The organism is Marichromatium gracile, assembly GCF_004343155.1.
Taxonomy (GTDB): Bacteria; Pseudomonadota; Gammaproteobacteria; order Chromatiales; family Chromatiaceae; genus Marichromatium; species Marichromatium gracile.
Window position 1 is genome coordinate 140,517 of sequence record NZ_SMDC01000001.1, and the last position, 21,475, is coordinate 161,991.

A 21,475-nucleotide genomic window follows, 5' to 3' on the forward strand; every position below is an offset into this window, starting at 1 on the left:
TCATCATGCCTCGTCGCCCAGGCCACAGCAGCGAACCAGACAGCACCAACCACGGCCCTGCCGCCACGGACAGCAGCAACAGTCTCGAGGCGCAGTGCATGCAGCCGGCCGGCGCCTGGCTGAGGCTCTCGGTCGACGCCGACGGACGCTGGACGCTCTGCCGGCTCTCGCCACCGGACACCAGCGCCCCGAGCCGGGATGGCGACGCGCGCTGGATCGAGGCGGTCATCACCGAGGATCGCGCCGCCCTGCTGCAGCGGCTCGACGGAGCGGGCGGTGGGCGCCAGCCCTGGCAGCAGGATTGTCGTATCCGCGACAGCGCCGGCGCGCTGCGCTGGATCCGTCTCAACGCCCACCCCGGCGCCAACGGCGAGGACTGGGATCTCATCATCACCGAGATCACCGACCTCAAGACCCGCGAGCAACGCCTCCGGTTGAGCGAGACCCGTTATCGCGCCATCGTCGGATTACAGAGCGACCTGGTCTGTCGCTTCCTCCCGGACAACACCATCACCTTCGCCAACGAGGCCTACTGCACCTTCTTCGGATACAGCCGTGCCGAGTTGATCGGCAGAAGCTTCATGACCCTGGTGCCGCAGGAGGAACACGCCCTCGTCGACTCGATGATGAGCCGCTGCAACGCCGACAATCCAGCGATGATCAGCGAGCACTGGGTGGTGCGCGCCGACGGCGAGCGGCGCTGGGTGCAGTGGGTCGACCAGGCCATCTTCGACGCCGGCGGACAGCTGATCGAGATCCAGTCGGTCGGGCGCGACACCACCGAACAGCGCCGCCTCGAGCAGCGCGAGCGGCTGCGCAACCGGGTGCTCGAGCAACTCGTCGCCGGCGCCCCGCTGAGGGCGGTGCTCGAGGTCATCGTCGAGGGCTTCGAACAGGAGAGTTCCGGGCGCTGCAGCATCCTCGAACTCGACCGTGACAGCAAACGTCTCTATACCGCCGCGGCACCGAGCCTGCCACCCGATTACAACCGGGCGATCGACGGGCTCGCGATCGGCCCAGGCATCGGCTCCTGCGGCAGCGCCGCGGCGACCGGCGAGCGGGTAGTGGTCGAGGACATCGCCACCCACCCCTACTGGCGGCCATTTCGTGCGCTGGCGCGACAGGCGGGGGTCGCCGCCTGCTGGTCGGAGCCGATCCGCGCCTCGGACGGACATATCCTCGGCACCTTCGCCATCTATCACGACCACCCTCAGGGGCCCGACAGAGAGGATCTGGAACGCATCGAGCTGGCCACCAATCTCGCCAGCATCGCCATCGAGCGCACCCGCGCCAGCGAGGCGCTACGCATCAGCGAGGAGCGTCTGTCACTGGTGCTGCGCGGTACCGAGGACGGCTGGTGGGACTGGGATCTGAGCAGCGACCGGGTGTCCTACTCGACGCGTTGGTGGGAGATGCTCGGCTATGACGAGGGGGCGCTGGAGACCAACCGCTATCTGTGGCAGCTGCTGATCCACCCCGAGGACCAGGCACGGGTCCAGCAGGTCTTCGATCAGGCCTTCAACGGCACCACCAACGCCTACTCGGTCGAGTTCAGACTGCTGCACCGCGACGGTCACTATGTCCCCGTGCTCTCGCGCGGTTTCATCCAGCGCGATGCCGACGAACACCCGATCCGGGTCGCCGGCGCCAATACCGACCTGACCGAGCGCAAGCGTCTCGAGCAACGACTGCGCGAACTCGCCGAGACCGACGACCTCACCGGCCTGCCCAACCGTCGGCGTTTCTTCGCCGAACTGCAGCGCGAACTCGATCGTATCCGCCGTCACGAAACCCCGGCGGCGGTCCTGATGCTCGATCTCGATCACTTCAAGCGAATCAATGACCACCACGGACACGGCGGCGGCGATGCGGTGCTGCGCGCCTTCACCGAGGTGCTGCGCGCCGAGCTGCGCAGCACCGACTGCGCGGGGCGGCTCGGCGGCGAGGAATTCGCCGTGCTGGTGCCGGGCAGTGATCTCACCGCGGCCTGTCATTTCGCCGAGCGGCTCAGACGTCACGTCGCCGCACTGCGGGTGGAGCACAAGGAGGCGCTCATCACCGTGCGGGTGAGCATCGGCTGCACCCAGATCCGCCACGACGACGACGGCCCCGACGGTATCCTCGCGCGCGCCGACGAGGCGCTCTACCGCGCCAAGCGCAACGGGCGCGATCGCGTCGAGCGCGCCTGAGTCAGAGCCGCCGATAGCTGGTGATATAGGGGTTCTCGCGCCCCTGGATGCGCGCGATCCGGCGCGAGCGCTCGCGCTCCCAGGCATCCGGCGGGTCGGCGTTGTTCCAGGCGGTGTAGAGCTGCTCGTCCTGACGACTCAACCGCAACCCGTAGGTATCGCGCATGTAGAACATGGTACGCGCGATGTCGCCGCGCACCCGCGTCGGCGGCTCCACCCGGCGATGCTCGGCGTCGATACGGATCTCGCAGGTGCCGTAACGCTCCCCGCCACTGACCATCCCCCAGTTGAAGTCCGAACGCTCGCCGTTGATCTGCCCCACCGCCGGGTAGAGGTTGTAGAGATCATTGTGCGCGGCCTCGAACACCGGATCGACGCGCTCGCAGCAGGCCCGCCCGGAGAGCTGGCGGCCACTGCTGGTACGACACTCGGCGAAGTGCTCGGGCTCGCGCCAGCACTGGCGGAAGTTGCCGAACTGCGCGGCCGGGAAGACGTGCTCGGCCTCGACCCGGCGCGCCCGGCGACTGCCGGCCAGGGCATCGAGCCCGCAACTGCCGAGCTCGACCTGGGCCTCGGTGTCATAGCGACAGCCGCAGTAGAAGGTCTCGCGATGATCGGCATAGATATCCTCGTAGAGCCAGCGCTTGGCGGTCGAGAAGCTGCCGGCGACCCGCGGCAGGCTGTCGAGCGCCGGCGGCGCGGGCACCGCCGCCGACTCCGGCCACCAGGCCGGCGGCTCTACCGGCAGACGGTCGACGAGGGCGAGCAGCTGATCGGCGGTCGAGCCGGCGACCACCGCCACCAGCCCACCGGCCCAGCTGCCGGCGTCGGCGACCAGGCCGACGGCGAGCTCGCGGATGTCGACGGTGATCGCCACCGCCTCGCGGGCATGTTCGGGCAACCGCTCGACCCAGGACTGGGGCAGCAGCGAGACGGCGAACACCAGAGCCGTGGCGAGCAGCAGCGTCCGCGCACGGCCACTGAGGCGTCTGAACCGGGCGAGGATCGAGGACCAAGGCGTGGATGAGCGGGTACGGGAGCGGGACCTGGATACGCGACGACGGGACATGGTACAGCACGACAAGAATGGGTACGGAACTGTAACAGATCCGCGCAACCCAAGGGCAAGAGCACCCCGGGCGTTGCCATTCGCGCCCGGCGTCGCCATCTGAGGCCAACCAACACAAACGGGGTTCGCCCCCCACTGCGCTCAAGGAGATCAACGATGGAAGGCAGCTCGCTCGCCGCGCTCGAACTGACACTGTTCCTCGGTCTGGTCGGCTGGCTGGTCTATACCCAGTACCGCAGCCGCAACCGCGACGACCGCAACGACGACGACAAACAGGGCTGAGTGTCGCCGCGCGGACCCGCCCCGGGTCGCGCGCACCGCGACTGAGCCTGATCAACCCCGCAACCGGCCCATCGCGTTATCTTCTGGACTCGGATGCCAACCACGGGCCGCACGATGACCGCCTCCATCGGAAACCGCCATTTCGTGCTGCGCCGGCTGCACTCGCTGCTGGGGCTGCTCCCGGTGGGCGCCTTCCTGATCTTCCATCTGTGGGAGAACTCGCAGTCGCGCTTCGGCGCCGAGCACTACAACCGCGAGGTGGTCGAGGCGCTCCAGGGGTTGAACTATCTGGTGCCGATCGAACTCCTGGTGATCGCGCTGCCGCTGCTGCTGCACGCGGTGATCGGGCTGGCGATCACCCGCGAGATGCGCGCCGAGCCCATCCGCTACCGCTATGCACGCAACTGGGCCTATTGGCTGCAGCGTCTCTCCGGGGTGGTGATCCTCCTCTTCCTCCTCCTCCATGTCGGCATGACCCGCATCCAGGGGCTGTGGACGCCGGCGATCCGCGACGATCTCTACGGCTACATGCAGACCCTGCTCTCCAACCCCGGGTTCTTCGCCCTCTATCTCGTCGGGCTGCTCGCCTCGGTGTTCCACCTCGCCAACGGCCTGTCGACCATGGCCATCGTCTGGGGACTGACCACCTCGGCGGCGGCGCAACGGCGCTTCGCCTGGGCCTGCGCCGGGTTCGGGGTGCTGCTCGCCGCGCTCGGGGTGCACGGCATGCTGGGGTTCCTGTCATGAGCGCACCGGGGGCGATCGTCGTCGGCGGCGGGCTCGGCGGGCTGTGGGCGAGCCTGCGTCTGGCCGAGGCCGGGTTCCCGGTACGGCTGTTCTCGCTGTTCGAGGTCAAGCGCAGCCACTCGGTGTGCGCCCAGGGCGGGATCAACGCGGTGCTCGACACCAAGGGCGAGCGCGACTCGATCGAGCAGCACATCCTCGACACCATCAAGGGCGGCGAGTACCTCGCCAATCAGCCGCCGATCAAGAGTCTGTGCGAGCAGGCCCCAGGGCTGATCGGCACCTTCGCGCGCATGGGCGTGACCTTTTCGCGCACCCCCGAGGGCGGGCTCGACCTGCGTCTGTTCGGCGGCGTCAAGCATCGGCGTACCTGCTTCGCCGGCGCCAGTACCGGCCAGCAACTGCTCTACGGCGTCGACCAGCAGGTGCGCCGGCTCGAGAGTCTGGGACGGGTGGAGAAGTTCGAGTGGTGGGAGTTCCTGTCACTGCTCATCGACGCCGACGGGCGCTGTCGCGGCATCCTCGCGATGGACCTGCGCAGCCTCGAGGTGCGCGCCTTCCCCGCCGAGACCGTGGTGCTCGCCAGCGGCGGCTTCGGCCAGCTCTACGCGCCCAAGACCACCACCTCGACCAACTCCACCGGCGCCGCCGCCAGCCGCGTCTATCAGCAGGGCGCCTGGTTCGCCAACGGCGAGTTCTTCCAGTTCCACCCGACGGCGATGCTCGGGCACGACAAGACCCGGCTGATGAGCGAGGCGGCCCGCGGCGAGGGCGGTCGGGTGTGGGTGCCGCGTACCCCGGGCGACCGCCGTGACCCGACCCGCATCCCCGAGCGCGAACGCTTCTACTTCCTCGAGGAGTTCTTCCCCGCCTACGGCAACACCGTGGCGCGCGACGAGGCCTCGCGCGCGATCTGGCGCGTCACCCGCGAACTCGGGCTGGGCATCGGCGGCGGCGACCGGGTCTATCTCGACCTCACCCATCTCGATCGGCGCTTCGTCGCCACCCGCCTCGGCGCCATCCTCGAGATCTATCGCAAGTTCGCCGGCAGCGACCCGCTCGACACCCCGATGGAGATCTTCCCCGCCGCCCACTACGGTATGGGCGGGCTGTGGGTCGACTTCGAGCGCGATGCCGACGGCGGCATGCGCCCGGGCAGCGCACGCAACCATGCCACCAATATCCCCGGGCTCTATGCCTGCGGCGAGTGCGACTACGCCTATCACGGCGCCAACCGACTCGGCGCCAACTCGCTGCTCTCGGCGAGCTTCTCCGGGCGGGTCGCGGGCGAGGCGGCGGCCAACTATCTGCGTGGGCTCGACCCGGCGCGACCGGCGCTGGCCGAGACGGTGATCGAAGCCGAGCGGCGCCGCCAGGAGACGATCAACCAGCGCCTGCTGGGCGCCGACGGCGAGGAAAACCCCTACACCCTGCACCAGGCGCTGGGGGCGTTGATGACCGAGCGCGTCGGGGTGGTGCGCGACAACGCCGGGCTGGAGCAGGCCCTCGACGAACTCGACCGGCTCGAGGCGCGACTGGCGCGGATCGGTCTCGGCGAGGCCAACCGCTGGGCCAACCAGACCCTGATCTTCACCCGCCAGCTCGCCGACATGATCGTGCTCGCCAAGGCGGTGACGGCCAGCGCCCTGGCCCGCGACGAGTGTCGCGGCGCCCATCACAAACCGGATTTCGAACTCCCCATCCCCGAGGGCAGCTTCCCGGGCGACCCCGAGTTCGAGGACTATCGCGCCCGCTGGCGCGAGAACAACACGCGCTGGCTCAAGACGACCCTGGCCGAGTACGCCGCGCCGCGCCCGCGCATCCACTACCAGGCGGTCGACCTCAGCGTCTGCCCGCCGAGCGAGCCGCGCGACTACCGCTGAGAGTGAGAGTCCCCGTCATGCGCGAAACACCCTCCACCATCGAGCTGCGTATCCGTCGTCAGGACGGCCCCGACACGCCGCCCTACTGGGAGACCTTCGTGCTGCCCCACGCGCCCGATCACAACGTGGTCTCGGTGCTGATGGCACTGCGCGAGCACCCGCTCACCCACGACGGGCGGCGGGTCGATCCGGTGTGCTGGGATCACAACTGCATGGAGGAGGTGTGCGGCTCCTGCGCGATGCTGATCAACGGGGTTCCGCGTCCGGCCTGCTCGGCGCTGATCGACCAGCTCGAACAGCCGATCGTGCTCGAACCGTTGCCCAAGTTCCCGGTGGTACGCGACCTGCTCGTCGATCGCAGCGCCATCGACGCCGGGCTACGCAAGGTCCACGCCTGGATCGAGATCGACGGCGCCTGGGACACCCACGAGCCGCCACCGCGCATCGCCCCGCAACAATGGGCCGCCGACTATCTCTACAGCCGCTGCATGAGTTGCGGCTGCTGCATGGCCGCCTGTCCGCAGTTCGGCGCCGGCGCGGACTTCGTCGGCCCGGCGCCGCTGGCGCAGGTGCGACTGATGAACGCCCATCCCACCGGGCGTCATGACAAGACCGAGCGGCTGCACGCGATCATGGCCGAGGGCGGGCTGAGCGACTGCGGCAACGCCCAGAACTGCGTACGGGTCTGCCCCAAGGCGATCCCGCTGACCACCGCGATCGGCGAACTCGGGCGTCAGACCACGATCCAGGCGCTCAAGGACCTGTTCGGGTCGTCCTGACCCGGTCCGGCATCCGTGCCGCGCGCTCACCCCAGCTGGAGATTCCGCGACGGCCTGGGGGCGACCGGGTCGTCACCGCCGCAGAGTTGAAAATAGGCGCGGGCGAACTCGCGATCGGCGCCGAGGATGTGCGCCAGCAACCACTCACGCACCGTCTCCTGGATCGCAGGCGTGAACACCTCCACCCCCTCGGCGCGCCATTCACGCAACAGCGCGGTGTATTCGGCCATCATCAGGGCGTGCTCGCGCTGGTGCTCGGGCAGCTCATCGAAGCCGATCGCCCGCATGAACCGCTCCTCGTGCTGGAAGTGGGCGCGCGCCTGCTCGCCGAGCTCGGCGAGCGCCTCGATCAGGGCATGGGCCTCGCCGCTGCGTGTCGGCGTGGCCTCGGGACAGAACCTCAGGCAGAGGTCGGCGAGGCGCTCGATCAGCGCACGATGCTCCTGATCGATAACGTCGATGTTCAACGACCAATCCTCTCGCCACCTGGGTAGCTTGGACATAAGGGCCTCTCGTCATGATTGCGGACGCACCACCGGCGCCCGAGCGGCACTGTGCGATCGCCATACCCTTGACCCGATGCGCGCCGACGACGGCGCACAGCCCCACGAACTGGACAACGAGACGATTCGAACGGGTCCCTTTGCGAGACTCTTGATTGGCGTGACGGGTCTGGCGTGGCACCCACCTCATGCACCGGGGAAGGGCAGCACGGGACAGCGGGTCGCGTGACCTCTGCCGGTCCCCCCGGCCAGGAGCAGCTTTCCCAGCTCCGCGATCAGACGGTGCTGGGTCTGCGCCATGTCCCTGCAATAATAGATAATTTCATAGCCAACGGGGTCGGTGAGCGAGCATCGGCCGGCCAGCGGCCGCCAGGCGACCCGGATGGGACGACCACCAGTCCCGCCACCCTCGTCGTAGCGGCTCTGGACGTCGACGAAGGCGATCTCGGCACGCTCGATCAGGACGAGATATTGCATGGAGCGGATCGGCAGCAGCACCCGATCCATACCGCTGTGCATGCGGCGCAGCTGCAGGGCGTTGTGCAGCGGCGCGGGCAGGGTCGTCGATTCACGCGCGATCACGGTCCCGGGCCGATAAAAGACGAAACCAGGCCCGGAACTGTCCATGTCTCAATCCTCCTCGAGCTGGTCCGGGTCCCAGCCGGCGGCACGCGCCCGGCTCACCGCGACCTCGTAGATCCGGGCATGACGCTCGCGCAGCTCCGCGGGCAGGTTGGAGACCAGATGCCCATAAGGCGCCCAGGCCGCGCTGACCTTGTCATAGAGGTCATCGATCCCCTGAACCGTCCAGCCCTCGCAGGTCTCCTCCTCGGGGATCAGGCCGAACACCCAGGCGTCGCGGATGATGTTGGCCGTCGGCGTCATCCCGCCCTGGAGTTCATTGTGGATACCGGCATAGCGTTTGACAGACATGGCGTGATCCCTTGCTGGATTGAGAGTCGGTGGTCAGCGACGATTGAACCGCAAAGGGGCGCCAGTCGCCAGCGGCCAGCGGCCAGCGGCCAGCGGCCAGCGGCCAGCGGCCAGCGGCCAGCGGCCAGCGGCCAGCGGCCAGGAGATTGAACCGCAAAGACCCGAAGGACGCGAAGAAAGCGACCAGCCTCCAGCAAACAGCCTCCGGTGTCGGCGTACGGTCAACCGCGACGCAACGAGACAACCCTGCCCCCCTCGCTGGAGGCTGGCAGCTGGAAGCCTTTCTTCATCTTCGCGCTCTTGGCGCCTTGCGGCTCAATGAAGATGGAACCGCAAAGAGACAAAGGACGCGAAGAAAGCGACCAACCTCCAGCAAACAGCCTCCGGTGTCGGTGTGCGGTCAACCGCGACGCAACGAGACAACCCAGCCCCCTCGCTGGAGGCTGGCAGCTGGCGGCTGAAGGCTGAAGGCTAGGCGCTGATCGCCAATCCCACGATGGGCACGCTGCGCTTTGCCCATCCTACGTCGATGACGCCTGGTGTTCGCGGCGACGGTGAGGAAAAACGCCCGCTGGCGGCTGGCGGCTGGCGGCTGGCGGCTGGCGGCTGGCGGCTGGCGGCTGAAGGCTGAAGGCTGGAAGCCTTTCCTCATCTTCGCGCGCTTGGCGGCTCAATCGGCTGATCGCTGTCAGGTGCCGAGCCGCCAGCCTTCGCCCCTGATGCCATCGCCATGGAGTCGAGCTAGAATTGAGGGCTTTTCCCGCGCGCCCGTTCACCAGCGGCGCGCCCGTCCGTTCCCGAGGAATCCCCAAGCGTGTCCGCAACTCTCATCGACCTGATCCGCCACGGCGAGCCCGTGGGCGGACGGCGCTACCGTGGCTGTGGCGTCGACGACCCCCTGTCCGAGACCGGCTGGCAGCAGATGCGCCACGCCGTCGGCGACGCCGCGCCCTGGACGCGGGTCCTGAGCTCGCCGCTGCAACGTTGTCAGGCCTTCGCCCGCGAACTCGCCGAGCATCATCGCCTGCCGCTGGAGATCGTCCCCGAGTTTGCCGAGGTCGGCATGGGTGCATGGGAAGGACGCGCCCATCACGAGATCGCCGTCAGCGAGCCCGAGCGTCATCGCGCCTACCGCAACGACCCGGTCGGCTGCCGCCCCGAGGGCGCCGAACCCCTGGAGGCCTTCCTCGACCGGGTCGTCAGCGCCTATCGCGCCCGGCTCGAACGCCACCCCGGCGAGCACCTGCTGATCGTCTGCCATTCGGGGACCACCCGCGCCATCCTCGGCGAGGTACTCGGACTCGGTCCGCACGACTGGTATCGCACCAAGACCGACTACGCCGGGATCACCCGTATCCGCCACGGCGCCAACGGCCCGGTGCTCGAATGCATGAACCGCCCCACCCTGCCCTGAGTCGCCAGCCGCCAGCCGCCAGCCGCCAGCCGCCAGCCGCCAGCCGCCAGCCGCCAGCCGCCAGCCGCCAGCCGCCAGCCGCCAGCCAGCGAGGATAGGCGTCGCGCTTCATCTTGCGCGAGCAGGATCGAGGGAGCACTCCCACTGGAAGCTGGCGGCTGAAGGGCTGACATCCCTTCCTAGACCATCTCCTGCGGGTCGACGTCGAGCGACCAGCGCACCCCCTTGACGCGACGCAGGGCACGCAGCGTCGGGGTCCAGTGGGCGAGGAAGTGTTGCAGCGCCGGACGCTGCGCGCACTGGACCAGCAGCTGGGCGCGATGGCGTCCGGCGCGACGCGACAATGGCGCCGGCACCGGACCGAGCAGCTCCACCTCGGACGAGCACAAGGGCTCGGCGTGTGCGCGCGCCTCGGCGAGGAAGGCGAGCGCGGCCTCCTGCTCCGGGGCCTCGGCGCGCAGCAGCGCCAGATAGGTGAAGGGCGGCAACTGCGCCGCCTCGCGTTCGGCGAGCGCGGCGCGGGCGAAGCCGCCATAGCCCTCGCGCAGCAGCGACTGCAGCAGCGGGTGCTCGGGGTGGCGGGTCTGCAGCACCACCTCGCCGGCGCGCTCGGCCCGCCCGGCGCGACCGGCGACCTGGACGATCAGCTGGGCGGTGCGCTCCGGGGCACGAAAATCGCTGGCATAGAGGGCGTGATCGAGATCGATCACCCCGGCCAGGGTCACCCCGGGGAAGTCGTGCCCCTTGGCCAGCATCTGGGTGCCGAGCAGGATCTGCACCTCGCCGCGATGCACCGCGGCGAGCAACCGCGTCAGCTCGCCCTTGCGTCTGGTGCTGTCGCGGTCGATGCGCGCGATCCGCACGCCGGGGAAGAGCTCGGTCAGCCCCTCCTCGAGCCGCTCGGTGCCGCGCCCGAGCATGCGCAGATCCGGCCCCCCGCACTGCGGACAGTCGCGCGGTACCGATTCGATCCGACCACAGTGATGACACCACAGCCGCCGCTCGCCCAGATGCAGGGTCATGCGCGCGTCGCAATCCGGGCAGACGCCGACCCAACCACAGCTGTGACAGGTCAGCACCGGGGCATAACCGCGGCGGTTGAGCAGCAGCAACACCTGACCGCCCGCCGCCAGGGCTGCGTGCATGCGCTCGCGCAGCACCGGCGAGAGCCCGGCGCGCAAGGGCTGGTTGCGGATGTCGAGCAGGTTGATGGTGGGCGGTCGCGCACCGCCGGCGCGGCGCGGCAGCGCCAGACGATGGTAGCGACCGGCGGTGACGTTGTGCAGGGTCTCGAGCGCCGGCGTGGCAGTGCCGAGCACCACCGGACAGCCGACGAGCTGGGCGCGGCGCACCGCCAGGTCGCGCGCCGAGTAGCGAAACCCCTCCTGCTGCTTGAGCGAGGGGTCGTGCTCCTCGTCGACCACGATCAGCGCCAGCCGCGGCAGCGGCACGAACACCGCCGAACGGGTACCGAGCACCACCGGCGCCTCACCGCTGGCCGCCTGGTGCCAGGCGCGCTCACGCTCGCCGGCGGCGAGCGCCGAGTGCAGCACCGCCAGGGGCCCCGGCAGACGCGTGCGCAAGCGCTCGCGCAGCTGCGGCGTGAGTCCGATCTCGGGGACCATCACCAGCGCCTGGCCTCCGGCTGCCACCACCTCGGCGATGGCGCGGATATAGACCTCGGTCTTGCCGCTGCCGGTGATGCCGTCGAGCAGGAAGGGGCGGAAGCCGCCGAGCGCCTCGCTCACCGCCGCCAGCGCCGCGGCCTGTTCGGGGTTGAGCTCGGGGGCCGCCAGCACCGCAGACGAGTCCGCCGACGCCACCGCACCCGGCTCCAGCCGACAGGACTCGACCAACCCCTTGGCGCGCAGTGCGCGCAGCGCGCTGGTGATGCCGCCGAGTTCCTCCTCCAGGTTGCGCTGCGCGAGGCCCTCGGGTGACTCGAGCAGACGCGCGAGCAGCGCCTGCTGACGCGGCGCCCGTGCCAGCTCGGCGGGTGTCAGGGCCGCACCAGCGGCAGTGAGACGGATACCGGCGACACCACTCGCGAGCAGCGGACCGGACTCACGCAACCGCGCCGGCAGCGCGGTGAACAGGGCATCGCCGAGCGGGTGACGATAATAACGGGCGGCCCAGCGGATCAGCGTCAGATCGGCTGGCGCGAACAGCGGTCGCGAGTCGAGCGCGCGCTCGACGGACTTGAGCCGACTCGGGTCACAGCCACACTCGGCGGCGTACTCGACCAGGATGCCGACCCGACGTGAACGACCGAAGGGCACCAGCACCCGGGTCCCCGGCTCGGGCTGCCCCATCGCGCCGGGCAGATAGTCGAACAATTCGTCGAGCGGACCGGGCAACGCCACCCGTGCGATCCTCGCCTCGGTCACGACACGACCTCGTCGACCGACTCGTCACCCACATCGATCCGCGTCGCTCCGCAGCCTCGGCACCTGTGGATAAGTCTGGGGACAGACGGCGACGAGCGCCTATCAAACAGCATCACCACGGTGACCCGAGGGTTTTGAACAGATTTTGACCATCAAAAAAACTGTCTTAAAAATCATTGAGTTAAAAATCATTCGTGAATTTTACCGGAAATGAACCCAACCATATCATCAAGACCGACACCAGCCCGCCGCTCTGTGAATGAAGTCTTCTCCCGACGGCGCTAGTGAGCCGCCGCGATGGGTCGGAGAGCATCCCATGACACACTCATTGAGCAACCTCGGTGGCGCCATTCATCCCCAGCACGACAGACGTTTCAATGAGTGCGCACAACGCTCGAGCGCGCCCGAATCATTCGTCCGCCGTGGATCAACGGATGCTTGGCGTCGGCAACCATTCGGTCATCCAGAGGTCATTGAAGATGACCGTCTGTCGGCTCGTCTTCTGGATCCAGCCGGCAATCCACCCAGGAAGAGGTAAAACCTTGCTTGCAGAAAGGATAACGGTCTGCGCGCAATGACTTGCGCAGGACGATCAAGTCTGTATCATGCAGGCAAATTCCGAGCCGCATTCCCGCTATGTTGTCATTGAATCAACAGGTACTGCGAACGGATCTGGCAGGCATGCCACTCGAGTGGATCGACTATCGCGTCGCCGCCCGGCTCTATTATCTCGGGCAGGTCGCCTATGCCTGCGGCCACACCCTGTTCCGGCTCTACGGCGGGGTCAATGCGCATACCCGGTTGCGCAGTCAATTGGTGATCCACTCGATCATCGCCACCTACGGCAATCATCAGGCGATGGTCAAGCAGAAGGACGACTATGTGCCGCCGCTCTCCAATCGCACCCTGTTCCAGCGCGACGACCACATCTGTCTCTACTGCGGCCAGCGCTTCTCGACACGCCATCTCTCGCGCGACCATGTGCGCCCGACCAGCAAGGGCGGCGAGGACCACTGGAACAACGTCGTCACCGCCTGCATGCGCTGCAACAACATCAAGGCCGGGCGCTCGCCCGAGGACGCCGGCATGGAGCTGCTGGCGGTGCCCTTCACCCCCAATCATGCCGAGTACATCTATCTGATGGGCCGTCACGTCCTCGCCGATCAGATGGAGTTCCTGCGCGCCCACTTCCCACGCACCAGCCCGCTGCACCGACGCATCCTCACGCGAGGGACGCAGTGAGCCTGAGCCTGGAGCAGGCGCTGGCCGCGCGCATCGGCGCGGCCAGCGGCCAGCCCTTCCACCCCGAGCGCCGGCGCACCCTGCACGGCGGCTGCATCAATCATGCGCTGGTGCTCGAATCCGGCGCACGCGGTTATTTCGTCAAGCTCAACAGCCCGGAGCGACTGACGATGTTCGAGGCCGAGGCCGAGGGGCTCGAGACCCTGGCCGGAGCCGCGGCGATCCGCGTGCCGCGACCGATCTGCTGCGGTCTGGCCGAGGGGCACAGCTTCCTGGCGATGGAGTACCTCGCGCTCGACGGTCGGCTCGACCCGGTGCGCGCCGCCCACGGGCTGGCGGCGCTGCACCGCACCAGCGCCGAGCGCCACGGCTGGCATCGCGACAACACCATCGGCTCGACCCCGCAGCACAACGCACCCTGCGCCGACTGGGCCGAGTTCTGGCGCGAGCGACGACTGCGCCCGCAACTCGAGCTGGCCGCCGCCCAGGGGCACGGCGGCGCCCTGCAGCGCGCCGGCGAGCGCCTGCTGCTCGGGGTCGACGCCCTGCTCGATCACGCACCGACACCCTCGCTGCTGCACGGCGACCTCTGGGGCGGCAACATCGGCGCCACCGCAGACGGCGCCCCGGTGATCTTCGACCCCGCCGTCTATCACGGCGATCGCGAGACCGACCTGGCGATGACCGAGCTGTTCGGCGGCTTCGGTCCGGCGTTCCACGCCGCCTACCGCGAGGCCTGGCCGCTGGCGCCGGGCTATGCGGTACGCAAGACCCTCTACAACCTCTATCACGTGCTCAACCACCTCAACCTGTTCGGCGGCGGTTATCGCCAGCAGGCCCAGGGGATGATCGAGCAGCTGCTCGCCGAGCTGGGCTGAACGGTCGACGCTTGCGCACACCCTCTGTCGTCGAGATGACGACTGTGTTAAAAGTGCGCCCAAGTCACCGCAGTCTGGCCTGGACCCCGGCTTGAACTATCAAGACGCCTTCCGTACCCCGCGCGAATTGCTGATCCTGCGTCACGCCAAGTCCGACTGGGACGCCGGCGCCGCCACCGACTTCGCCCGCCCCCTGGCCAAGCGCGGACGACGCGACGCGCCGCGGATCGGCGCCTGGCTCTATCGCGAGGGACTGGTCCCCGATCAGGTCCTCAGCTCGCCGGCCGAGCGCGCCCGCCAGACCGCGATCATGGTCTGCAAGCGGCTCGACTTCGACAAGCGTCGCATCCTCTGGCAACCGGGCCTCTACGAGGCCGACCTGCCCGCCCTGCTCGAGATCCTCGCACAGTGTCCGCAAGCGGCCGCTACGGTGCTGCTGGTCGGCCACAACCCCGGCCTCGAGCAGCTGCTCCAGTATCTCGCCGGAGATGATCTCGAGCCGCCGGAACACGGCAAGCTGCTGCCCACCGCGGCACTCGTCCGGCTGGAGATGCCGGCGGATTGGACGCGGCTCGAACCCGGCTGCGCCAATCTGCTCGCGCTCACCCGGCCGCGTCAGCTCGCCGACTGATCTCCGGCCTCCCCGCCCAACGTCGCAGCCCCAGCAACACCGCCACCAGCGCCGTCAGACCGCCGCCGATCCACAGCCCGGCACCGAGCGGATCGCGGGCGAAGGTCGCGGCCTGATAGAAGATCACCGCGACCAGATAGGCGACGCCGGTGGTCCAGGCGGCGACGAAGACTGCCCAGCGCGCCCCGGCCTCGCGCACGATGGCGCCGATGGTGGCGACGCAGGGGAAGTAGAGCAGCACGAACAGCAGATAGGCGAAGGCCCCGGCCTGGCCGTCGAAGCGCTCGATCATGGCCCCGAAGGTCGCATCCCGCACCCCCTGAACGGCGGCCGCCTCGGCGCTGTCGGCCAGCTCGCCGACGTCGAGCCCGAGCGGGTCGAGCACCCGCGCACCGAGCGCGCCGAGGTTGTCGCCGATGCTGGCCACCGCCTCGCCGAGCCGGGCGCCGAGCGCGAAGGTATCATCGTCCGCCGCCGCCGCGGCGCCCTCCTCCTCGGCGAGCCGGCCATAGAGCGAGTCGAGGGTGCCGACGATCACCTCCTTGGCGAGCACCCCGGAGATCACCCCGAGCACCGCCGGCCAGTTGTCCTCCTCGATCCCCAGCGGCGCGAACAACGGGGTGGCGGCACGGCTGGCGGCGGCGAGCACCGACTGGTCGCTGTCCTCGTTGCCGAGGCTGCCGTCGCTGCCGACGCTCGAGAGCAGGTTGAGCGCCAGCACCATCAGCACGATCACCTTGCCCGCCCCGCGCAGGAACAGCCGCACCCGGTCCCAGGTACGCAGCGCCACGCCACGCAGGGTCGGCAGGTGGTAGGGCGGCAGCTCCATCAGCAGCCCGGCACTCTCGCCGCGCAGCAGGCTGTGCTTCATCGCCAGCCCGCTGAGCACCGCCGCGGCGATACCGACGAGATAGAGCGCGAACACCAGGTTCTGCCCCGAGTGCGGGAAGAAGGCGGCGGCGAACAGCGCATAGACCGGCAGCCGCGCACCGCACGACATGAAGGGGTTCATCAGGATGGTGAGCTTGCGCTCGCGCTCGTGCTCCAGGGTGCGGGTGGCCATCACCGCCGGGACGTTGCAGCCGAAGCCGACGATCAACGGTACGAAGGCCTTGCCGGGCAGCCCGATCGAGCGCATGAAGCGATCCATGACGAAGGCCGCGCGCGCCATGTAGCCCGAGTCCTCGAGGATCGAGAGCACGATGTAGAGACTGGCGATGATGGGGATGAAGGTGCCGACCACCTGCAACCCGCCGCCGATGCCCTGGGCGAGTACCAGTTCGAGCCAGCCCGGGGCGCCGAGCGCGCCGAGCAGCGCGGCGGTACCGTCGACGAAGAGTGCACCGCCGGCGAGATCGAAGAAGTCGATGAAGGCACCACCGACGTTCATGGTGAACATAAACATCAGATAGATCATCAACAGGAACAAAGGGATACCGAAGGCGCGGCTGAGCACCACCCGGTCGATGCGATCGGAGAGGTTGCGTGCCGCCGCGCCGCGCGCGCGCGACACCCGCTGCGCCAGGGCGTGGGCATGGCCGAAGCGGGTGTCGGCGATGTGCAGATCGGCCTCGTCGCCGACGCGTTCGGCGATCTCGGCGCGTGCCTGCGCAGCGAGTGCGCGCGCCTCGGGCGTGGCGGCATGTTCGGCATCGGGGTCGGACTCGAGCAGCTTGAGTGCGAGCCAGCGGGCGTTGGCGCGCGGCTGCGCCGGGTCACAGGTCGCCGCCAGACGCTCGATCGCCTCCTCGACGCAGTCGCCCTGGGCGAGTGCGTGTCCACCCGGTTCACGCCCCTCGGCCACCGCCAGCACCCGCGCCTGCAGCTCGGTGAGCCCCTCGCGGGTGACCGCCACCACCGGCACCACCGGACAGCCGAGCGCGGCGGCGAGCGCGGCGACATCGATCTCCACCCCGCGCTTGCGCGCCACGTCCATCATGTTGAGCGCGACCACCAGGTCGACGCCCATCTCCAGGAGCTGTACGGTGAGATAGAGATGACGCTCGAGGTTGGCGGCATCGATCACGTTGACGATCAGCCCGGCCTCGCGCGCGAGCAGATAGTCGCGGGTGACCCGCTCGTCGAGCGAGCTGGCATCGAGCGAATAGATCCCCGGCAGGTCGATCACCCGCAACCGCCGACCATCGAGTTCGAGCGCACCCTCCTTGCGCTCGACCGTCACCCCGGGCCAGTTGCCGGTGGTCTGGCGGATCCCGGTCAGGGCATTGAACAGCGCCGACTTGCCGCAGTTGGGGTTGCCGGCCAGGGCAAGGGTCAGCGGGGCCGGACGTTGATCATCGAGAGGGGTAAGGGTCGCCGTCATCGCTTCGATCCTGGTGTTGGGGCTCGCGGGGTGTTGATCGCGCGCTCAGTCGAGGTCGTTGTCGTTGCGGGCCTCGGGGTCGACACACACCCGCACCTTCTCGGCCACCCCGAAGCCCATGGCGATCCGACCACCGCCGGTGGCGAGCACCAGTCCCTGCCCGCGGCGCTGTACCACGCTGAGCTGGCTGCCCTGGCGCAGCCCGAGTGCGAGCAGACGGCGGGTCAGGTGACGTCCACCCTGGATCTCGACGATACGTGCCGGGGTGTCGTGCTGGAGTTCGGACAGGGGGATGGGCGATGCGGTATGCGACATGGCTGATGGGTCTGGACCGATAACGAGGGGCGGCTGCGACTGCGAATCAATCGAGCCGGGTCGATCATCGAAGCATAACCCGAACCGTGCCTGCGCCGCAGTCACGCCGACGCCACCGCCCTGGGGAACCCGGGGCGCAACGGGCTGATCGGAGGGATCAATCGGCCGGCGACGGGCGCGGCGGACAACGCATGCTCGAAAACCCGCCCCGGACGATCCATGTTGATGAACAGGCGAGCGCCGCGACCGGGCCGGTCGCGCCGGGATGCCGCTTGCGGGAGCAGGCGAACTGGCAGAGGATGCGCCACCCCGGCCCCAGCGAGTCGGGCGTTCAACACTCGATCGAGGTTTCTTTGGGCGGATACAGATGCAGACACAGGTCTTGATGAAACGGGGATTCACCAACGCTCGTCGCACACTGGCGGCCAGTCTCGCCGGCGCCCTGGCGCTGACCATCGCCGGGGCCGGACACGCCGAGACCTATCGGCTCGAACACCCGGGCGACAGCGTCATCGGCTTCCCGTTCTATTTCACCACCCGCGCCGACGACACCCTGCTCGATGTCGCCCGCCAGAACAACCAGGGCTTCGAGGACATGCGCAGCGCCAACCCCGAGGTCGACATGTGGGTCCCGGGCGCGGGCACCGAGGTGATGGTACCGACCTTCTACGTGCTGCCCGATGCGCCGCGCCAGGGCATCGTCATCAACCGCCCCGAGAAGCGGCTCTATTTCTATCCCCCGGACGACCCGGAAGAGGTCCGCTCCTACGCCATCAGCGTCGGTCGCGAGGGCATGGACACACCGCTGGGCGGCTTCACCATCATCGAGAAGAAGCGCGACCCGAGCTGGACTCCGGGCCCCAATGTGCGCGCCGCCCACGCCGCCTATGGCGACATCCTGCCGGCGGTGGTGCCGCCCGGACCGGACAACCCGCTGGGACAGTTCGCGATGCGGCTGAGCAACCCGGAGTACCTGATCCACGGCACCAGCAAGCCCTGGGGGCTGGGGATGGAGGTCAGCGCCGGCTGTATCCGGCTCTACCCGGAGGGGATCGAGGAGCTGTTCTCGCTGACCGAGCTGCGCACCCAGGTCACCATCGTCGACCAGCCCTACAAGTTCGGCTGGCGCGGCGACGATCTCTATCTGGAGGTGCACGTCAATCGCGAGGGCAAGCGGGTCACGGCCCGCGAGGCGGTCCCGACTGCGCTCGCCGAGGCCGAGGGGGTGGAGATCGACTGGCGCGAGGTGCAGCGCGCCATCGACGAGAACACCGGTGTCCCACGGGCCGTGGGACACCGGACGCACTCAGATCAAGCGCCTTACTTGCCCATGATCTTCTGATACATGCGATCCAGGCGCTCGGTGTTGGCGTTGCAGCACGCCTGAGCGCTGTTGGCGGTGTCGAGCGCCTGCTGCGCCATGTCGCGAGCGGTCTGGTCGGTCGCGCAACCGCCGAGCAGCGATGCGCCAAGGAGAGCAGCGAGGGACAGGGAAGCGAGCTTGACGGTCTTGGTCATTGGTAATGTCTCCATTGATCGGCTCAAGGCCTTTGTTGGTATAACACATTTACCCGGGACTGACCTCCGCGCGCGGACCGGCCAGTCCCGAGGCCGGGGCTGGCCGAGTTGGCGAAGTGGTCTCTGACCCTTAAGGTCCAGTGTGCCGGCCCCGGTCCCACCATTCCAGAGAGGCGACCGGACGCCGTGCTCTGAGAGTGCGTCAAGCATGACTCAACATCAAGCCCATCACGGCCAAGTTCTGCTATTTTTCTCCGCCACCGCCGTGGCCGGCGACCACAGACCATCCAACCGATCAAGGCAAGCATCCATGTCCGCATCCCCCATCCCCCTCACCGCCCGCCCGTGGCGCGCGTGCTGAGGCCCCGTCCATGCACCGCTATTACGGACTCCCCGACCAGGGCCCGGCACAATCGACCTTCCGCTGCGACGGCTTCCTGCGCAACGGTCAGCTGCGCGCGCCGAACGGCGCCAGCCTCGCGCTCGCCGCACTGCCCCCCTTCCTGCGCGCCCTGCTGGTTACCGACGGTACCGTCACCAAGATCCTCGAGGCCTACTTCTGGGAACCGGTGACGGTCGACACCGTCGAGCAACGCTTCGAGCACGCCGCCGCCACGGTCCCCTGGGTCGAGGTCGCCGAGGGCGATCGCTGCCTGTTGCGCGACGCGCGGCTGCGCGGCGACGACAGCGGTCGCAGCTTCGCCGAGGCCTTCTCGCTGATCCGCACCGACCTGATCCCCGCCGACTTCCGCCAGCGCCTGATCGATCGCGAGATCGGTATCGGCGTGCTGATCCGCGACAGTGGACTGGAGAGCTATCGCGAGGTACTCGACGTCGGTCTGGTTCAGGACGGCGCCGAGCCGAGCGCGGTCTACCGCACCTACCGCATCATCATCGAGCGCCACCCGGTGATCCTGATCACCGAGTACTTCCCCCTCGCGCTCTATCGCTGAGCCGATACGCCCACCGCCACATGGCGACGGGCGTCGCGATGATGCGTGCCGCTCACCGGGCGACGTTTGCAAAGCCCTTGAACAAGTGTTTGAATGAATACACGTTCATGATCCTGCCGACGCTACGCAGATGGGGAGGTCAGGGCGTGGTCACGCACCACCCCGCCAACTCGCAAGCAGCCTAGAGCATACAGACATCGCCCCAGATCAATGCGGTCAGCCGCCCGCGCGACACGCGACGCGGTGATGGCTCGCACCCCGGGAAGCACTGGTGTGCTTCTCACGCGCTCCCCCCAGCACACCAGCCCGTGATCGGCGCCCCGAACACCGCCGATACCATCGGTGCCTGACACCGATGCCGTCTCCCGCCCCAGGGTGAGCGGTCGCCCGTGCGCGTCCGCATCATCATCGCCGACCGTCCGTGCGCGACCCGCGCCACCGCAACGCTGACGCCAGCACCCCCATCCGTCGAGCGCGCCCGGAAGGGCCGTGCCCGAGCGCGCCGATACGGCTCGACGACCATATCCAGCGCCCCCGGACAACCGGTGCCGGGGCCGCCTCACCGGCCTCCAGCGCCATCGCGCTGGAGGTCGTCACCGTCAACACCACCGGATCATTGCATGGAGACAGCACCGCGCATCGCTCGCCCCACAGGCTCGCACCCTGACGTGTGCCGCACGGTTCCACACCCGGACCAGACCGGCGCGCGCTTCACCTATCAAACACGCATCATCTTTCTGTTGAGGTCATCATGTCCGCCCAGACTCGGAGAGAACGTCAGATCCTGATCTTCTCGATGTTGTCTACCCTCGCCTTTGCCATCATGGGAGTGATCTGGGGTCTCTGGATCAACTCGATGGTGGTCATCTTCGACGGCCTGTACTCCCTGATCGGCCTGTTCATGACCCTGGTGTCATTGCTCGCCCTCTACTACATCCATCGCCAGTCACGACTGCTCAACACCCAGGCCGCGGCCCGTATTGAGCATCGGGTGATCCTGTTCAAGGGTGCAGTCATCATCCTGCTCTGCACCCTGTCGCTGGTGCTCGCAGTGCGCGCCATCCTCGACGGTGGTCGCGACACCGACGGCGATCTCGCCATCCTCTTCGGCCTGATCAACGTGATCGGCTGTACCCTGAGCTGGTGGTACATCACCAAGCACCGCAAGCAGGGCGGCTCCGGGCTGATCAACGCCGAGGAGAAGCAGTGGCTGATGGACACCGTGATCAGCGGCGCGGTGATGTGCGGCTTCGTCATCGCCAAGCTCACCGAGCTGACCCCGATGGCACACCTCGCCCGCTACGCCGACCCGGTGATGGTGCTGGTCGCCTCGATCTGGTTCTTCGGCATCCCGCTGAAGATGGTCAGGCACTCGCTGCGTCAGCTCGCCGAACTCGAACGCGCGCCACAGCGCATCTGATCACGCACCATC

20 protein-coding genes are annotated in these 21,475 nt (G+C 68.3%); 12 read left to right on the plus strand and 8 right to left on the minus strand.

All coding sequences use genetic code 11. The features are described 5' to 3' along the window. Positions 1-5 precede the first annotated feature (5 nt). Positions 6-2,189, plus strand: a complete 2,184-nt coding sequence (locus EDC29_RS00640) for a sensor domain-containing diguanylate cyclase (RefSeq protein WP_123139223.1) — start codon at positions 6-8, stop codon at positions 2,187-2,189. A gap of 1 nt (position 2,190) precedes the next feature. On the opposite strand, the gene EDC29_RS00645 is transcribed toward EDC29_RS00640, so the two are convergent. Then, the gene (locus tag EDC29_RS00645) at positions 2,191-3,258 is read right to left on the minus strand and encodes an endonuclease (protein WP_242465910.1); all 1,068 of its coding nucleotides are present in this window, start codon (positions 3,256-3,258) and stop codon (positions 2,191-2,193) included. Between the two features lie 156 nt (positions 3,259-3,414). On the opposite strand from EDC29_RS00645, the gene EDC29_RS17585 reads away from it, so the two are divergent. From EDC29_RS17585 to sdhB, 4 genes are all read left to right on the plus strand, one after another. Next, positions 3,415-3,540 carry a hypothetical protein gene (locus EDC29_RS17585; RefSeq protein ID WP_255419372.1) on the plus strand — a complete coding sequence of 42 codons (126 nt, stop codon included), beginning with the start codon at positions 3,415-3,417 and terminating at the stop codon, positions 3,538-3,540. Positions 3,541-3,654: 114 nt separating this feature from the next. After that, the gene (locus EDC29_RS00650; protein WP_123139222.1) at positions 3,655-4,287 is read left to right on the plus strand and encodes a succinate dehydrogenase/fumarate reductase transmembrane subunit; all 633 of its coding nucleotides are present in this window, start codon (positions 3,655-3,657) and stop codon (positions 4,285-4,287) included. Continuing rightward, a complete protein-coding gene (gene sdhA, locus EDC29_RS00655; RefSeq protein WP_123142301.1) occupies positions 4,284-6,167 on the plus strand; it encodes a succinate dehydrogenase (quinone) flavoprotein subunit in 1,884 nt (627 codons plus the stop codon). The genes EDC29_RS00650 and sdhA overlap by 4 nt, the downstream gene beginning before the upstream one ends. A 17-nt stretch (positions 6,168-6,184) precedes the next feature. Then, positions 6,185-6,946 carry a succinate dehydrogenase iron-sulfur subunit gene (sdhB, locus tag EDC29_RS00660; RefSeq protein ID WP_123139220.1) on the plus strand — a complete coding sequence of 254 codons (762 nt, stop codon included), beginning with the start codon at positions 6,185-6,187 and terminating at the stop codon, positions 6,944-6,946. A 26-nt stretch (positions 6,947-6,972) separates the two neighbouring features. Here the strand turns inward: sdhB and EDC29_RS00665 are convergent, their stop codons facing one another. The 3 genes from EDC29_RS00665 to EDC29_RS00675 form a co-directional block, all read right to left on the minus strand. Beyond that, the gene (locus tag EDC29_RS00665) at positions 6,973-7,449 is read right to left on the minus strand and encodes a bacteriohemerythrin (protein ID WP_132228160.1); all 477 of its coding nucleotides are present in this window, start codon (positions 7,447-7,449) and stop codon (positions 6,973-6,975) included. A gap of 186 nt (positions 7,450-7,635) precedes the next feature. Then, positions 7,636-8,076, minus strand: a complete 441-nt coding sequence (locus tag EDC29_RS00670) for a hypothetical protein (RefSeq protein WP_123139218.1) — start codon at positions 8,074-8,076, stop codon at positions 7,636-7,638. A 3-nt stretch (positions 8,077-8,079) separates the two neighbouring features. Continuing rightward, on the minus strand, positions 8,080-8,382 hold the full coding sequence (locus EDC29_RS00675) for a hypothetical protein (protein WP_123139217.1): 303 nt from the start codon (positions 8,380-8,382) through the stop codon (positions 8,080-8,082). Between the two features lie 814 nt (positions 8,383-9,196). Between EDC29_RS00675 and EDC29_RS00685 the strand changes: the two genes are divergently transcribed. Further along, positions 9,197-9,796 (plus strand): histidine phosphatase family protein, encoded by a 600-nt coding sequence (locus tag EDC29_RS00685; RefSeq protein WP_123142298.1) that lies wholly within the window; start codon positions 9,197-9,199, stop codon positions 9,794-9,796. A gap of 179 nt (positions 9,797-9,975) precedes the next feature. Here EDC29_RS00685 and EDC29_RS00695 read toward each other — a convergent pair whose 3' ends face one another. Next, complete coding sequence (locus tag EDC29_RS00695) at positions 9,976-12,183, minus strand: primosomal protein N' (RefSeq protein WP_132228164.1); 2,208 nt, start codon at positions 12,181-12,183, stop codon at positions 9,976-9,978. A 636-nt stretch (positions 12,184-12,819) separates the two neighbouring features. Here EDC29_RS00695 and EDC29_RS00700 point away from each other — a divergent pair. From EDC29_RS00700 to EDC29_RS00710, 3 genes are all read left to right on the plus strand, one after another. Next, a complete protein-coding gene (locus EDC29_RS00700) occupies positions 12,820-13,425 on the plus strand; it encodes an HNH endonuclease (RefSeq protein ID WP_123139214.1) in 606 nt (201 codons plus the stop codon). Next, positions 13,422-14,303, plus strand: a complete 882-nt coding sequence (locus EDC29_RS00705; protein ID WP_123139213.1) for a fructosamine kinase family protein — start codon at positions 13,422-13,424, stop codon at positions 14,301-14,303. Before EDC29_RS00700 ends, EDC29_RS00705 begins: the two co-directional genes overlap by 4 nt. Positions 14,304-14,394: 91 nt before the next feature. Next, positions 14,395-14,934 (plus strand): SixA phosphatase family protein, encoded by a 540-nt coding sequence (locus tag EDC29_RS00710; RefSeq protein ID WP_123139212.1) that lies wholly within the window; start codon positions 14,395-14,397, stop codon positions 14,932-14,934. On the opposite strand, the gene feoB is transcribed toward EDC29_RS00710, so the two are convergent. Beyond that, the gene (gene feoB, locus EDC29_RS00715; protein WP_123139211.1) at positions 14,906-17,257 is read right to left on the minus strand and encodes a Fe(2+) transporter permease subunit FeoB; all 2,352 of its coding nucleotides are present in this window, start codon (positions 17,255-17,257) and stop codon (positions 14,906-14,908) included. The two genes, EDC29_RS00710 and feoB, sit on opposite strands and share 29 nt — an antisense overlap. 45 nt (positions 17,258-17,302) lie before the next feature. Beyond that, positions 17,303-17,572, minus strand: coding sequence for a FeoA family protein (locus EDC29_RS00720; protein WP_123139210.1), 270 nt, complete (start codon positions 17,570-17,572; stop codon positions 17,303-17,305). A gap of 385 nt (positions 17,573-17,957) precedes the next feature. Between EDC29_RS00720 and EDC29_RS00725 the strand changes: the two genes are divergently transcribed. Next, positions 17,958-18,914, plus strand: a complete 957-nt coding sequence (locus EDC29_RS00725) for a L,D-transpeptidase family protein (RefSeq protein ID WP_243695626.1) — start codon at positions 17,958-17,960, stop codon at positions 18,912-18,914. Here the strand turns inward: EDC29_RS00725 and EDC29_RS00730 are convergent. Further along, positions 18,893-19,090 carry an alanine-zipper protein gene (locus EDC29_RS00730; RefSeq protein WP_005221977.1) on the minus strand — a complete coding sequence of 66 codons (198 nt, stop codon included), beginning with the start codon at positions 19,088-19,090 and terminating at the stop codon, positions 18,893-18,895. The genes EDC29_RS00725 and EDC29_RS00730 overlap by 22 nt on opposite strands. A 371-nt stretch (positions 19,091-19,461) precedes the next feature. On the opposite strand from EDC29_RS00730, the gene EDC29_RS00735 reads away from it, so the two are divergent. Then, on the plus strand, positions 19,462-20,043 hold the full coding sequence (locus tag EDC29_RS00735; protein ID WP_123139208.1) for a chorismate--pyruvate lyase family protein: 582 nt from the start codon (positions 19,462-19,464) through the stop codon (positions 20,041-20,043). Positions 20,044-20,794: 751 nt separating this feature from the next. Continuing rightward, positions 20,795-21,463: a cation efflux transmembrane domain-containing protein gene (locus EDC29_RS00740; RefSeq protein ID WP_123139207.1), complete on the plus strand. Its 669-nt coding sequence runs from the start codon at positions 20,795-20,797 to the stop codon at positions 21,461-21,463. The last annotated feature ends 12 nt before the right edge of the window (positions 21,464-21,475 follow it).

Excerpts from the sequence above, each read along its gene's own strand:
- EDC29_RS17585 (WP_255419372.1), top strand. The coding sequence starts at position 3,415 with ATGGAAGGCAGCTCGCTCGCCGCGCTCGAACTGACACTGTTCCTCGGT.
- EDC29_RS00725 (WP_243695626.1), top strand. The coding sequence starts at position 17,958 with ATGAAACGGGGATTCACCAACGCTCGTCGCACACTGGCGGCCAGTCTC.
- EDC29_RS00645 (WP_242465910.1), bottom strand. The coding sequence starts at position 3,258 with ATGTCCCGTCGTCGCGTATCCAGGTCCCGCTCCCGTACCCGCTCATCC.
- sdhA (WP_123142301.1), top strand. The coding sequence starts at position 4,284 with ATGAGCGCACCGGGGGCGATCGTCGTCGGCGGCGGGCTCGGCGGGCTG.
- sdhB (WP_123139220.1), top strand. The coding sequence starts at position 6,185 with ATGCGCGAAACACCCTCCACCATCGAGCTGCGTATCCGTCGTCAGGAC.
- EDC29_RS00640 (WP_123139223.1), top strand. The coding sequence starts at position 6 with ATGCCTCGTCGCCCAGGCCACAGCAGCGAACCAGACAGCACCAACCAC.
- EDC29_RS00720 (WP_123139210.1), bottom strand. The coding sequence starts at position 17,572 with ATGTCGCATACCGCATCGCCCATCCCCCTGTCCGAACTCCAGCACGAC.
- EDC29_RS00700 (WP_123139214.1), top strand. The coding sequence starts at position 12,820 with ATGTTGTCATTGAATCAACAGGTACTGCGAACGGATCTGGCAGGCATG.
- feoB (WP_123139211.1), bottom strand. The coding sequence starts at position 17,257 with ATGACGGCGACCCTTACCCCTCTCGATGATCAACGTCCGGCCCCGCTG.
- EDC29_RS00665 (WP_132228160.1), bottom strand. The coding sequence starts at position 7,449 with ATGTCCAAGCTACCCAGGTGGCGAGAGGATTGGTCGTTGAACATCGAC.
- EDC29_RS00650 (WP_123139222.1), top strand. The coding sequence starts at position 3,655 with ATGACCGCCTCCATCGGAAACCGCCATTTCGTGCTGCGCCGGCTGCAC.
- EDC29_RS00735 (WP_123139208.1), top strand. The coding sequence starts at position 19,462 with ATGCACCGCTATTACGGACTCCCCGACCAGGGCCCGGCACAATCGACC.
- EDC29_RS00670 (WP_123139218.1), bottom strand. The coding sequence starts at position 8,076 with ATGGACAGTTCCGGGCCTGGTTTCGTCTTTTATCGGCCCGGGACCGTG.
- EDC29_RS00740 (WP_123139207.1), top strand. The coding sequence starts at position 20,795 with ATGTCCGCCCAGACTCGGAGAGAACGTCAGATCCTGATCTTCTCGATG.
- EDC29_RS00675 (WP_123139217.1), bottom strand. The coding sequence starts at position 8,382 with ATGTCTGTCAAACGCTATGCCGGTATCCACAATGAACTCCAGGGCGGG.
- EDC29_RS00730 (WP_005221977.1), bottom strand. The coding sequence starts at position 19,090 with ATGACCAAGACCGTCAAGCTCGCTTCCCTGTCCCTCGCTGCTCTCCTT.